The following is a 13,046-nucleotide window of genomic DNA, read 5'->3' as shown; positions in this document are numbered from 1 at the left end:
AAATGATCATGAGAAGACATATATATAAATGCATTCTTTTAACAGCAGCACTGTTTGTTGCTAATGCATGTAGCAAAGAGGAGCTTGATCTGCAAAACCCCAACTCTCCCGGACGCCCTGCGCTGCAAAGTGAGGAAGGATTGAAACGCGCCGGAATGGGTGTTTACAACAAATTCTCCAGCCTCTATTATCTGTGGTATGCGTTAACTGACCATGAGATCATGGGCGACTCTTATTTCTCATCTGTTGGGAATTTTGCGTGGAGATGGGTAAACCAGCCTACAAAGATTATCCTGAGCAACGGTACCACGCTTACACCCCCGCAAGGCGGCTCGCAGATCAGCGAATTGAAAGCAAGGAACAACCGCTCTTTTGGTGATGAAAATGTTTTTTACCACGAGTGGGAATTGTACTTTATGAACAACCAGGCCAACCTCATCCTGGATGTTCTTAAAAGCTCGAACGTGACATTCTCAGGTAATGGCGAAACAAAGAAGAAAGCGCTGCAGGCCTGGGCATACTGGTGGAAAGGTTTTGTTTACTCACGGATAGGATCGATCTATATCGCGGGTGTTATCACCGACACGCCTGACAAAACCAATGCTGATTTTGTGGAATATCCTGCGATCATTGCTGAAGCGAATAAGAATTTTGACGCTGCTGCAGAGATCCTGTCAACCATATCTGAAACAGATGTCGATTATACAGAGATCATCAGCGCGGTCACACCTTCTTTCCTCAAGAAAGGTAAAGGTGGCGTGATCAAACCGGCAGAGTGGATCCGGAACATCAATACGTACAAAGCAAGGAATATACTGGTGAACAAGTCGCTGACGGAAATGACTCCGGCAGACTGGAATGCCATTATCACCCTCGCGAACAATGGCATCAGGGCAAACGATATCATTTTCACCATGCGTACAGCTGCCGAGAACGCGGTGATCGCCGGTGGCAATAACGCTGCCTGGATGCCGGGACGATCTTTGATCGGCTGGTGTTATATCAGCGAACGCCTGATCCAGGATTTTAAACCCGGAGATGCCCGCTTTACAAGGAACTTCAAAGCGAGAACAAGCCCTATTGTAAATAACAGCGGCCGTGGATTCCAGTACGGTACCCGCTGGGATATGATTCCGATCGAGAGCGGAGGAAATTACTCCTCCACAGTATCTGAGTTGGCTGAAATTCCTTTGGCTTGTTCTTATGAAGAGAATCAGCTGATGCTGGCAGAAGCCAATATCAAATTGAACCAGATCGACGTGGGCCTCGGTTTTATTGATCAGGTCAGGACCTATCAAAATGCATCACTGGCTGCTGTTGCTGGCACCGGACTTAATGAGACACAGGCATACGAAGAGCTGCGTCGCGAGCGCAGGATCGGCTTGCTCAACAAAAACGTGTCATTCTATGATGCAAGACGTTGGGGAATTCTTAAACCTCTCGAGCAGGGTGGTGGTCGTACGGGTGCAGTGGTTCTTTACTCGGGTGGTGTGGTTGATACCAATGCTACCATCGATTATAACTACCTGAGCCGTTGGGACGTGCCTTTACACGAGCTGGATTTTAATACGCCAAGCAACCCGTCGGTGCCTGTGATTGGATTCTAAAAATCCTGAGCCCCCGAAAAGGGCAATTTTAAGGCCATCAAAATTTATGCTTAAAACCCCCGAAGTTTTTCTTTGGGGGTTTTCTTTTCTAGAACCATCTTTGCCGCATGCAATTGAAGAACGATCTTTTATTACGCGCGGCAAGAGGCGAAAAAACAGAAAGAACCCCCGTATGGCTGATGCGCCAGGCTGGCAGGATACTGCCCGAATACAGGAAAGTAAGAGAAACAGCGAGAGATTTTAAGGCCCTGGTGAAGAACCCGGCGCTGGCCACGGAAGTCACCATTCAACCGGTTGATATCCTGGGTGTAGACGCTGCCATTATTTTTTCCGATATCCTGGTAATCCCCGAAGCCATGGGCCTCAACTATGAGATGGAGGAGAAGAAAGGCCCCGTGTTCCCGAAAAGGATCACCTCCGCAAGCGATCTGAACACGCTTCACATTGCCGAAGCAGGAGAGCTTCAATACGTGCTCGATGCCCTCGCGCTCACCAAAAAAGAGCTTAACGGCAGAGTACCCCTGATAGGATTTGCGGGAGCGCCATGGACCATCTTCTCGTACATGATCGAAGGCCGCGGCAGCAAAACTTTCAGCAACGCCAAAAAGATGTTGTATACGGAGCCGGAGCTTTCGCACAAGCTGCTGGACATGATCACACAAAGCACTATCAATTACCTGAAAGGCCAGATCAAAGCCGGCGCAGACATCATTCAGATCTTCGATTCGTGGGCCGGTATTCTCGGGCCTGCACAATACGAAGAATTTTCCCTGAAGTACATCTCCAGGATCTGCGACGCCATCAATGAAGTTCCCAAGATCGTTTTTGCAAAAGGAGCTTTCTTCGCACGGGAGAAAATGAGCAGCATGAACTGTAATGTTGTTGGCCTCGACTGGAATATGGACATCGCCGAGTCACGCAAACTGCTGGGCAATAAAACCCTGCAGGGAAACCTTGACCCCTGTGCTCTCTATGGTTCGCTGGCGCAGGTGAAGAGCGAAACACAAAAAATGCTCAAAGCCTTCGGATCATCAAAACACATCGCCAACCTCGGCCACGGTCTGTATCCCGATACAGAAGTGGACAAGGTGAAGTGTTTTATCGATTCAGTGAAAGAGTATAAGCATTGATCTGCTATTCGCTTCTCAGCGACTTCACCGGATTGACCACAGCAGCTTTGATGGATTGATAACTCACCGTGATCCACGAGATCACAAGCGCTATAGCTCCTGCGATGAGGAACACGCCGGCGCCCAGCTCGATGCGGTAAGCGAATCCCTGCAGCCAGGTGTTCATCACATACCAACCCAGCGGCACAGCCAGAACGAAGGCTATCAGTATGAGTCTTGTGAAATCTTTTGACAGCAGCAGGATCACACCCGGAACACTGGCGCCTAACACTTTTCTGATGCCGATCTCTTTGGTGCGAAGGCTGGCGGTGTAAGCAGCCAGGCCGAATAATCCCACGCAGGCAATGAGAATGGCCAGCCCGGAGAACACACCGAAGATCTGTCCTGCGCGTTTCTCGTCTTCGTAAAGCGTGTTGAGGTTCTCATCCAGGAACGAATATTTGAACGGCTGACCCGGTACAAATTGCTTCCACTTCTTTTCAACGGCGCTGGCCACGGAAGCGATATGCTCACCCTTGATCTTGATATAAGCGTAACCGATACCTCCGCCAAAACTTTCAGTGCTTTGAATGGTGAGGGGTGTAATGATATCTCGCAATGATTGGAAATTGAAATCTTTGATCACACCGATGATGGTGTACTGTACGGCGATGTTCCCGTTCGGCGTGCGTTGCATCTGTGTGAGTTTTTTACCGATGGGATCCTTCAGCTCCAGCGTGCGCACAGCTGTCTCGTTCAGGATAATGGAAAGCGAGTCGTTCGTTTCTTTGGCGTATCCTCTTCCTTCTGTGAACTCGAAGCCGATGGTGGCAGCAAGGTCGTCATCGATGGCCATGTTCTTGGTGGTGAGGATCTCCGATGACCCCTCGGGCTGCCATTGTGCGCCGTAAAAGTCGCGTTGCCTTCCCAGCATGGCAAACGCACCCGCAGTCTGCTGCACATCGGGAAAACTTTTTACCTCATCGAGAAATGTCTGATACTGGTTGCCCAGCGCAAAAGCCCGCTCCACCACCATGATCTGGTCTTTGTCATAGCCGAGTGATTTGTTCTGCATGTATTGCATCTGCTCCGTCACCACCAGTGTACCTACGATCAGCACAATAGAAATGAAGAACTGGAACACCACAAGCCCGTTCCGCAGCCATGCGCCTTTGGCACTTGCACTGAAGCTTCCCTTCATCACTATCACTGGATTGAACGCAGACAGAACGAACGCCGGATAACTGCCCGCGAGAAATCCTACGAAGAGCGCTGCGCCGAGCAACGCCAGCACAAGCCCGAAGCCGAACGTGAGCGCCAGCTGTTTACCGGCGAGCTGGTTGAAATAAGGAAGCGCGGAGTAGACGATGCCGATGGCCAGCGCCGTAGCGAGCAGACTCAGCAACACGGATTCGGTGAGAAACTGCGATACAAGCTGGCCTTTCAGTGAGCCCATGGTTTTGCGTACGCCAACTTCTCTTGCCCTTTCGGCAGAACGGGCGGTGGCCAGGTTCATAAAATTGATGCAGGCGATCACAAGAATGAGCACAGCAACAGCAATGAGAAAATAAACATAGTTGATGTTGCCCCCGGGCCGCATTTTCGCTTCGATGTTCAACGGGTTGAGGTGAATGCTGGTGAGCGGCTGAAGAAAGTAGCGGTAGCCATTGCCTTCCTTTTTGTAATCTTCCCATGACTTGCCCAGGTCACGCTCGATCTGCGCAGCCGCATAAGTGTCGACCATCTTCGGAAATTTTGCCTCCAGCGCTTTGGGATCAGTGCCGGGTTTCAGCTCGAGGTATGCATGTACCGAGAATGAGATAAAGTTGGTTTCACGTCCTCCGCCAAAGTTTTGATCGGTCCAGTGCACCAGGAAATCGAATTTGAAGTGAGAGTTCTCAGGCACGTTCTCACAAACGCCGGTCACGGTATAATCCTGGTTGAACAGCCGCAGTGTTTTTCCGATGGGCTCCTCGTTTTCGAAGTAGCGCTTGGCGGTAGCCTCTGTGATCACCAGGTCATTGGTGTTGAGCAGCACGTTGCCTGCGTCGCCTTTCAACAGTTTGATGCTGAACATCTGGAAGAAATTCGAGTCGGCAGCCATTACAAAATTTTCCTCGAACTGTTTTTCTTCGTCCTGCCTGTTCTTATACGTAACGGTTACATTATTGAACGGACCTCCCATTTTCACCACGTCGCTGATCTCGGCAAAGTCGCGCGACATCACATCGGCATACGAGTGAGGGATGATGGCGTAGTAGGTGGAATGATTCGGGTATTTGCGCTCGAGCACAATCTTATAGATCTGGTCGCGCTTGAGGTGAAACTGATCGTAAGAGAACTCATCCTGCACAAACATCACGATCAGCAGGCAGCTTGCGATGCCCGTGGAGAGGCCGAGAATGTTGATGAGGGTATAAACCCGTTGTTTGAGCAGACTGCGAAAGGCGATCTTCAGATAATTCCGGATCATAGGAGCATAGGTTTTTCAGCGCAGAATTGCGCAATAGCCATGCCACGCACCTTCGCAATAAGTACGTCGGGAATTATCGTTCATCACAGCATCCGCGTTGATCTGCGTGATCTGCGGGAACCATCATGTTCGAAAAAGCGAAAAATCGTTCGCCTCCGGACAGTCAAATCATTAATTCTGGAGCATTCTCAGCAGCGTGGTAAGCCTGCTTTTCAGGTTCCGGCGGTCTACAATAAAGTCGAGGAAGCCGTGTTCCTGCACGAACTCCGCGCTCTGGAAACCTTTCGGAAGATCTTTACCGATAGTTTCCCTGATCACCCGCGGACCCGCGAAACCGATCAGTGAGCCAGGCTCTGCGATATTGAAATCGCCCAGCATGGCGTAAGAAGCTGTTACCCCACCCGTGGTAGGATCCGTCAGCAGGGAGATGTAAGGGACCTTGGCAGCGTCCATCAGCGCGATCTTGGCGGAGGTCTTGGCCATCTGCATCAGCGACAATCCCGCTTCCATCATACGCGCGCCGCCGGAGCGGGAGATCATCAGGAAAGGTTTTTTGTTTTTGATGCTGTGGTCCATGGCGCGGGCAATTTTTTCACCCACCACAGAGCCCATAGAGCCACCGATGAAGCTGAAGTCCATACACGCAATGGTGATGTCTAGGCCGTTCATCTTTCCGTAGGCTGTGCGAACAGCGTCTTTCAGGTCAGACTTTGCCTGCGACTCCTTGATGCGCTTGGGATACGGTTTGGTGTCTTTGAAATTCAGCGGATCTGCCGATTCCATATTGGCGTCGAGCTCGGTGAAGGTGTTGTTGTCGAACAGCACTTCGAAATATTCCGCCGAACCGATGCGCACGTGATACTCCTCTTCAGGAACCACATACGCATTATTTTTAAGCTCACGGGTGTGAACGATCTTTCCTGCCGGCGATTTGAACCAGAGCCCATCGGGCACTTCGCGTTTGGCTTCGGTAGGAGTTAAAATGCCCTTATCACTGCGTTTGAACCAAGACATAGTGTGAAATTTTGTTAAAAAAATATGCCGGTACAAATATATGCACCGGCAATCCTTTATTGCTTCTTAAGCGAGATCGACAGACTTGTCGAGGTAAACATCCTGGATGGCATTCAGGATCTCTACGCCTTCTTTCATCGGACGCTGGAATGCTTTCCTTCCGGAGATCAGGCCTGTACCACCTGCCCGCTTGTTGATCACGGCAGTGCGCACGGCATCGGCCAGGTCGCTTGCGCCTTTTGACTCACCGCCTGAGCTGATGAGGCCTGCGCGGCCCATGTAGCAGTTCAGTACCTGGTAACGGCAAAGGTCTATCGGGTGGTCGGAGCTCAGCTCGGTGTAGATCTTCTCATCCAGTTTTCCGTAGCTGCTTCCGCCGGTGTTCAGCGCTTTGTAGCCACCGTTGTTCTCGGCGAGCTTTTGTTTGATGATATCCGCCTGAATGGTTACGCCAAGGTGGTTGGCCTGGCCTGTGAGGTCGGCAGACACGTGGTAATCCACGCCATCTTTTTTGAAGGCGTTGTTCCGGATGTAGCACCACAGGATCGTTCCCATGCCCAGCTCATGCGCGCGCTCAAATGCCTGAGCCACTTCAATGATCTGGCGGGTAGATTGGTCGGAGCCGAAATAGATGGTGGCACCGATCGCTGCAGCGCCCAGGTTCCAGGCATCTTCTACAGAGCCGAACATGATCTGGTCGTGTTTGTTAGGGTACGTCAGCAGCTCGTTATGGTTGATCTTTACAATGAAAGGGATCTTGTGTGCATACTTTCTCGATACCATGGCCAGCGCGCCGTAGGTTGTGGCAACGCCGTTACAGCCACCTTCAATGGCGAGCTTCACGATATTTTCCGGATCGAAGTAAATGGGGTTCTTGGCAAACGACGCTCCCGCGCTGTGCTCGATGCCCTGATCGATCGGCAGAATAGAAAGGTATCCGGTGTTGGCGAGACGGCCTGTACCGAACAATGACTGCAGGCTGCGGAGCACCTGTGTGTTCCGGTTAGTAGGCGCAAATATCCTGTCTACAAAATCGGGGCTGGGGGTATGAAGTTGTTCTTTAGAGATGGTTTTGCTCTTGTGCTTGAGCAGGAATTCTGCGTCTTTTCCAAGTAATTCTGCAATGTTTCTTGCCATAGACTCGTTCTGGTTGGTTTTAAGGAGGTGACAAAGTTATTAATAATTTAATAGTATGCTAATTGCCCCGAAAAGCGCGTTTTTAGTGCAATTTCAAACGTTTTAGCTACCGTCCTTAACTTTTTGGTCATAAAAAAAGCCATCCCGGAGCAAGCGGAATGGCTTTCATAAAAGTATATGCCTTTGAGATTAAAGCTTCTCTTTGATACGGGCTGATTTGCCCTGGCGGCCTTTCATATAATAGAGCTTCGCCCTTCTTACTTTACCCTCTTTGATGACCTCGATCTTATCGATAGAAGGTGACACGATCGGGAAAATGCGCTCAACACCGATGCCGTTGGATACTTTCCTTACAGTGAATGACTCACCGTTGGTTCCTGCACCCCTGCGCTGGATCACAGTGCCCTGGAACTGCTGAACCCTTTCCTTGTTCCCTTCTTTTATTTTAACGTGAACAATAATGGTATCGCCAGGTTTGAAGTTAGGGATAGACTCGCGCACCTTAGCAAATTCCTGCTCAACAACTTTGATTAGATCGGCCATAACTCGATGGTTTTTAAAACGGACTGCAAATGTATGGAAAGAATCGGGGATTTCCAGTTGAAAGTTTAAAATTTGAAGTTTAAAGTTCTTGGGAGTTACTTCAAGGCTCAACGGGAACGTCGAAAATTCACGGATTTTAAGCTCAAACCCCTGAATCGGATCAGAAACCCCGTTTCCAGCTGGCCCAACTTTAAACCTTAAACTTTAAACCTTAAACTTTACTGATGCTTTTTCAGCAGATCTGGCCTGCGCTGCCGGGTCCGCTCAAGCGCATGGTCATGCTTCCACTGCTCGATTTTAGCCTCATGCCCCGACAACAGCACGTCGGGCACCTTCCAGCCATTGTACTCAGCCGGGCGGGTATAGACGGGGGGCGCCAGCATGTCGTCCTGGAATGAATCGCTTAAGGCCGAAGTTTCATCAGACAACACGCCCGGGATCAGCCTCACCACCGCATCGGCCACCACTGCCGCAGCCAACTCTCCACCCGAAAGCACATAATCGCCGATGCTGATCTCGCGGGTCACCAGGTGCTCACGCACGCGCTCATCCACACCTTTGTAGTGGCCGCAAAGCAGCACAAGATTTTTCTTCAGGCTCAGCTCGTTGGCGAGGGATTGCGTGAGCAGCTGCCCATCAGGACTCATGTAAATGATGTCGTCGTAGCTGCGCTTCGCTTTTAGCTCGGTAAGGCACCGGTCTATCGGCTCGATCATCATCACCATTCCCGCGCCGCCGCCATAGGCATAATCATCCACTGACTTGTGCTTGTCAGTGGCGTACGGCCGCAGATCAATGATGTTGACCTCTACGATGCCCTTGGTCTGTGCGCGCTTCAGGATGGAGTCGTTAAAAGGACTTTCGATCAGCCGCGGAAGACAGGTAATAATATCGATGTGCATGCTGCAAGTTAATAGAAATGCATGTCCCGCAGATCCCGCTGATTTGCGCAGATTTTATTTTCTCTTCACATCTGCGTTGATCTGCGAAATCTGCGGGAGACGCATTAAATATCCAGAAACCCTTCCGGCAATTCAACACTGATCTTCTTTTTCGATTTGTTGATGCTGGTGATGAAAGGACCGTTCACGGGAATGAGCACCTCCTGTCCGTTGCGGTCTACAGATAACAATTTGTTAGGACCAGCCTGCGTTACTTCCACCACTTTTCCAAGCACGCCGGCCTCGCTGTCGCTCACTTCGAAGCCGATGATTTCGTCGTCGTAAAATTCACCCCTTCCTGATTTCTCGCGTGATGCTTTCGGAAGATACGCTGCACATTTGGAGATGGCGCTGGCACCTTCCGACGAATCGACATCTTCGAATTTTACAAAGGCCTTGTCTCCCCGCACCGAAACCGACTCGATGAAGTACGGGATCAGCCTGTTGTTCTTTTCAATGAACAGCGATTCGAGTGAGTCGAAGTCAGGACCGCCAGGATCGAGCGAAAGGGTAACCTCACCTTTGAGGCCATGGGGCTTTAAGATATAGCCGACCTTGTAACACGTGCTGATGTCCATGTTGTATAGGATGAAATAAAAATGCCAACACGCTTTAACGTATTGGCATTTGGAAGATTCTGAATCGAATTAAGCCTGAGCTTCTGCACCCTCTGCAGCAGGAGCTTCTGCGCCTTCTGCGGGAGCTTGTGCTGCTGCCTCAGCTGCAACCTGTTGCTTTTTGCGGATGGCTTCAGCGCGGGCTTCTTTAACTTTGGTTTCGGCTTCTTTGCGGGCTTTGGCCTGAGCTTGTTTGCTCTGTGCCAGCGTATCGCGTTTAGCCTGGATCTTGGTCTCCTTAGCTTTTACCCAGTCAGCAAGCTTGCCGTCTGCCTGCTCCTGTGTGATAGCACCTTTGATCACACCGATCTGAAGGTGTTTCTTCAGCATAATGCCCCTTAAAGAGAGCATAGCTTTTACGGTGTCAGAAGGTTGTGCACCGTTCATCAACCAATGAAAAGCACGGTCATCGTTCAGCACGATAGAAGCCGGAGTTGTCAAAGGATTGTAAGTACCGATCTTTTCAATGAAGCGACCATCACGTGGTGCCCTGGCGTCAGCAACGACTACATCGAACATCGCCAGTTTCTTGCGGCCTCTGCGGGCCAATCTGATTTTTACCATGGTGTGTAATTAGTGGAACTCGTCCGTTTTTATTAAACAAGGGTGCAAATTTAAGGGTAATTTCCGGTTTGGCAATCCCGGAAAGGTAAAATCGCACATTTCAGAATATGCCCGCCAGCCTGCTGGGGCATTTTATTTTATGTTTGCGCCTCTGAACGTCAAAAATGCCTGAAAATCAGCCATAAATGGCACTTTTCCCTTCAAGTAATGGTTAAAATATTGTGAATAATCGCGTAGTCGATTACCCGGTTTTATATTATTGATATCGTTTTCTACATTTGTTCGCTTCACTTTACAATCATGGATAAATATTCCTATATCAGCAACGCCGACGTTGGTTATGTCGACCAGCTTTATCAGAACTACAAGAAAGATCCCTCCTCTGTGGATCTTACCTGGCAGAAATTTTTTGAAGGCTATGATTTCTCCACGCAACGTTACGGAGAGAACGGCCATGGTGCAGAAGATCCCATATCGATCAAGGAAACACAGGTACGGAACCTGATCTTCGCTTACAGATCTTTCGGTCACCTGGTATCAAAGACCAATCCCGTACGGGAACGAAGAAACCACAATGTTCAGTTCGACCATAAAAGCGTAGGCCTCACCGACGCCGACCTTGATACGGAGTTTGACGTGGCTGCCGAGATCGGTATGCCCCGCTCCACCCTCCGCAAGATCATCGAAAAACTGAAGGTCCTTTATCATGGTCCTATCGGATTTGAATACAACTTCATCCGCGATGACGATGTTCGTCAATGGTTCTTCCAGAAGATCGAGAAAGAATACTATACTTATAACCCCAGCGGCGACGAGAAGAAACGGATCCTCTCCAAGCTCAACGAAGCGGTTGTGTTCGAGAACTTCCTGCATACCAAATTCCTGGGACAAAAACGCTTTTCGCTGGAAGGTGGAGAAAACACCATTCCTGCCCTGCAGACCATCATTAATAAATCTGCCGAGCTCGACATCAAAGAAGTGGTGATCGGTATGGCCCACCGCGGCCGCCTCAACGTGCTCTCCAATATCCTCGGCAAAACGTACGAGCAGATCTTTACCGAGTTCGAAGGCAATGTGAATCCTGACCTCACCATGGGTGACGGCGATGTTAAATATCACCTGGGTTATACCAGCCATATCACATCGCCTTCAGGCAAAAAGATCTATGTAAAGCTTACACCCAACCCTTCGCACCTTGAAGCGGTTGATCCCCTCGTAACAGGTTACACCCGCGGCCAGATCGACGATGAATACGGTGGCGAGCTCAGCAAAGCAATGGCCATCCTCATCCACGGCGATGCGGCTGTTGCCGGACAGGGTATTGTATATGAAGTGGTGCAGATGTCGGGCCTTCCGGGATATACCACCGGTGGCACCATCCACTTTGTGATCAACAACCAGGTAGGTTTCACTACCGATTATGACGATGCCCGTACCAGCATCTATTGTACAGACATTGCCAAGATCGTAGACGCTCCTGTGCTGCACGTGAATGGCGACGATGCCGAAGCGGTGAACTTCGTGGCGAACCTCGCCGTGGAATACCGTCAGAAATTCGGCAAAGATATTTTCATCGACCTGCTGTGCTACCGCCGCCATGGACATAACGAAAGCGATGAGCCAAAATTCACGCAGCCGAAACTGTACAACCTCATTGCCAAACATCCCAACCCCCGCGAGATCTATGTGAAGAAGCTCATCGAACGCGGCGATGTTGACGCGGCGCTGGCTGATGAGATGGACAAGAGCTTCCGCAACCAGCTGCAGGACAGGCTCAACGAAGTGAAGCAGAAACCGCTTCCTTACAAGCCCCAGAAGATCGAAGCAGAGTGGGAGAAACTCCGCAGGGCCACACCCGAAGATTTTGATCAGTCGCCCAAGACGGGAATCAAGCAGGCTATTATCGATAAGGTAGGCAAAGCGTTGTCTACTATCCCTGACGGCTTCAAGCCGATCAAGCAGATCGAAAAATTATTAAAAGACCGCCAGACCGCGTTCTTTGAAGATAAAGTGTTGGGCTGGGCTGAGGCCGAGCTTCTGGCTTACGGGTCGCTGCTGGTGGAAGGCACACCGGTAAGGATGTCGGGCCAGGATGTGAAACGGGGTACGTTCTCGCATCGCCACGCTTATTTCTTCGACATGAATTCCAACGCTCCTTATTGCGGGCTGGATAATATTGAGAAGGGTCAGCAGAAATTCCACATCTACAACTCACTGCTCTCTGAATTCGGCGTGCTCGGCTTCGAATACGGATACGCCATGTCTTCACCGCATGCACTGGTGTTGTGGGAGGCGCAGTTCGGCGACTTCGTGAATGGCGCGCAGGTGATGATCGACCAGTTCATTTCAAGTGCCGAATCTAAGTGGCAACGTATGAACGGCCTGGTAATGCTGCTGCCACACGGGTACGAAGGTCAGGGACCTGAACACTCCAGCTGCAGGCCTGAAAGGTTCTTGCAGCTGTCGGCAGAGTACAACATGATCGTGGCCAATCCCACCACACCTGCCAACTTCTTCCATTTGCTGCGCAGGCAGGTGACGTGGCCTTTCCGCAAGCCTTGTATTGTGCTGTCGCCTAAATCTTTGCTGAGGCACCCGGCGGTGATCTCCCCGATCAAGGAATTTACCGAAGGTGTGTTCAACGAAGTGATCGACGATGCCAACGTTACAGCAAAAGACGTGAAGCGTGTGGTGCTCTGCAGCGGCAAGGTGTATTACGATCTGCTGGAGGGACAGCAGAAGAAAAAAGTAAAAGATACCGCTGTTATCAGGATCGAGCAGCTGCATCCTTTCCCTGAAAAGGGATTGAATGCCTTGCTCAAGAAATATAAAAATGCGAAGCTTGTCTGGGTGCAGGAAGAACCGGCCAACATGGGCTCCTGGTCATACATTCAGCGCATGATGCCCAAGCAGGATGTTGAGCTTGTATCGCGGAAAGCAAGCGCTTCGCCTGCCACCGGATACTCGAAGGTGCACAAGGCAGAACAGGAAAAGATCGTCAACCAGGCGTTTGAAATATAACCAGACCTAACTGAAGTTCA

10 protein-coding genes are annotated in these 13,046 nt (G+C 50.3%); 3 read left to right on the top strand and 7 right to left on the bottom strand.

Translation table 11 applies throughout. The features are described 5' to 3' along the window. Positions 1–8 precede the first annotated feature (8 nt). Entirely contained in the window at positions 9–1,607 is a 1,599-nt protein-coding gene (locus KK083_RS18795; protein ID WP_254166087.1) for a RagB/SusD family nutrient uptake outer membrane protein, read from the top strand. Positions 1,608–1,714: 107 nt separating this feature from the next. After that, positions 1,715–2,737 carry a uroporphyrinogen decarboxylase gene (gene hemE, locus KK083_RS18790; protein ID WP_254166085.1) on the top strand — a complete coding sequence of 341 codons (1,023 nt, stop codon included), beginning with the start codon at positions 1,715–1,717 and terminating at the stop codon, positions 2,735–2,737. Between the two features lie 4 nt (positions 2,738–2,741). Here the strand turns inward: hemE and KK083_RS18785 are convergent, their stop codons facing one another. The 7 genes from KK083_RS18785 to KK083_RS18755 form a co-directional block, all read right to left on the bottom strand. Beyond that, complete coding sequence (locus KK083_RS18785) at positions 2,742–5,189, bottom strand: ABC transporter permease (protein WP_254166083.1); 2,448 nt, start codon at positions 5,187–5,189, stop codon at positions 2,742–2,744. A gap of 171 nt (positions 5,190–5,360) precedes the next feature. Next, positions 5,361–6,203, bottom strand: coding sequence for an acetyl-CoA carboxylase, carboxyltransferase subunit beta (accD, locus tag KK083_RS18780; RefSeq protein ID WP_254166081.1), 843 nt, complete (start codon positions 6,201–6,203; stop codon positions 5,361–5,363). A 66-nt stretch (positions 6,204–6,269) separates the two neighbouring features. Then, entirely contained in the window at positions 6,270–7,340 is a 1,071-nt protein-coding gene (locus KK083_RS18775; RefSeq protein WP_254166073.1) for a class I fructose-bisphosphate aldolase, read from the bottom strand. Between the two features lie 189 nt (positions 7,341–7,529). Beyond that, entirely contained in the window at positions 7,530–7,883 is a 354-nt protein-coding gene (rplS, locus tag KK083_RS18770; protein WP_254166071.1) for a 50S ribosomal protein L19, read from the bottom strand. Positions 7,884–8,101: 218 nt separating this feature from the next. After that, positions 8,102–8,785 carry a tRNA (guanosine(37)-N1)-methyltransferase TrmD gene (gene trmD, locus KK083_RS18765; RefSeq protein WP_254166070.1) on the bottom strand — a complete coding sequence of 228 codons (684 nt, stop codon included), beginning with the start codon at positions 8,783–8,785 and terminating at the stop codon, positions 8,102–8,104. 104 nt (positions 8,786–8,889) lie between these two features. Continuing rightward, complete coding sequence (gene rimM, locus KK083_RS18760; RefSeq protein ID WP_254166062.1) at positions 8,890–9,402, bottom strand: ribosome maturation factor RimM; 513 nt, start codon at positions 9,400–9,402, stop codon at positions 8,890–8,892. A 69-nt stretch (positions 9,403–9,471) separates the two neighbouring features. Then, on the bottom strand, positions 9,472–10,005 hold the full coding sequence (locus KK083_RS18755; protein ID WP_254166053.1) for a 30S ribosomal protein S16: 534 nt from the start codon (positions 10,003–10,005) through the stop codon (positions 9,472–9,474). Positions 10,006–10,305: 300 nt separating this feature from the next. Between KK083_RS18755 and KK083_RS18750 the strand changes: the two genes are divergently transcribed. After that, positions 10,306–13,026 (top strand): 2-oxoglutarate dehydrogenase E1 component, encoded by a 2,721-nt coding sequence (locus KK083_RS18750; protein WP_254166043.1) that lies wholly within the window; start codon positions 10,306–10,308, stop codon positions 13,024–13,026. The last annotated feature ends 20 nt before the right edge of the window (positions 13,027–13,046 follow it).

Origin of the sequence: Chryseosolibacter histidinae, assembly GCF_018598225.1 — a bacterium.
Lineage (GTDB): Bacteria > Bacteroidota > Bacteroidia > Cytophagales > Cyclobacteriaceae > Chryseosolibacter > Chryseosolibacter histidini.
This window is presented reverse-complemented; position numbering and strand designations above follow the sequence as displayed.

Coding starts and splice junctions, on each gene's coding strand:
- rimM (WP_254166062.1), bottom strand. CDS start 9,402: ATGGACATCAGCACGTGTTACAAGGTCGGCTATATCTTAAAGCCCCAT.
- KK083_RS18755 (WP_254166053.1), bottom strand. CDS start 10,005: ATGGTAAAAATCAGATTGGCCCGCAGAGGCCGCAAGAAACTGGCGATG.
- accD (WP_254166081.1), bottom strand. CDS start 6,203: ATGTCTTGGTTCAAACGCAGTGATAAGGGCATTTTAACTCCTACCGAA.
- rplS (WP_254166071.1), bottom strand. CDS start 7,883: ATGGCCGATCTAATCAAAGTTGTTGAGCAGGAATTTGCTAAGGTGCGC.
- KK083_RS18775 (WP_254166073.1), bottom strand. CDS start 7,340: ATGGCAAGAAACATTGCAGAATTACTTGGAAAAGACGCAGAATTCCTG.
- trmD (WP_254166070.1), bottom strand. CDS start 8,785: ATGCACATCGATATTATTACCTGTCTTCCGCGGCTGATCGAAAGTCCT.
- KK083_RS18785 (WP_254166083.1), bottom strand. CDS start 5,189: ATGATCCGGAATTATCTGAAGATCGCCTTTCGCAGTCTGCTCAAACAA.
- KK083_RS18750 (WP_254166043.1), top strand. CDS start 10,306: ATGGATAAATATTCCTATATCAGCAACGCCGACGTTGGTTATGTCGAC.
- hemE (WP_254166085.1), top strand. CDS start 1,715: ATGCAATTGAAGAACGATCTTTTATTACGCGCGGCAAGAGGCGAAAAA.
- KK083_RS18795 (WP_254166087.1), top strand. CDS start 9: ATGAGAAGACATATATATAAATGCATTCTTTTAACAGCAGCACTGTTT.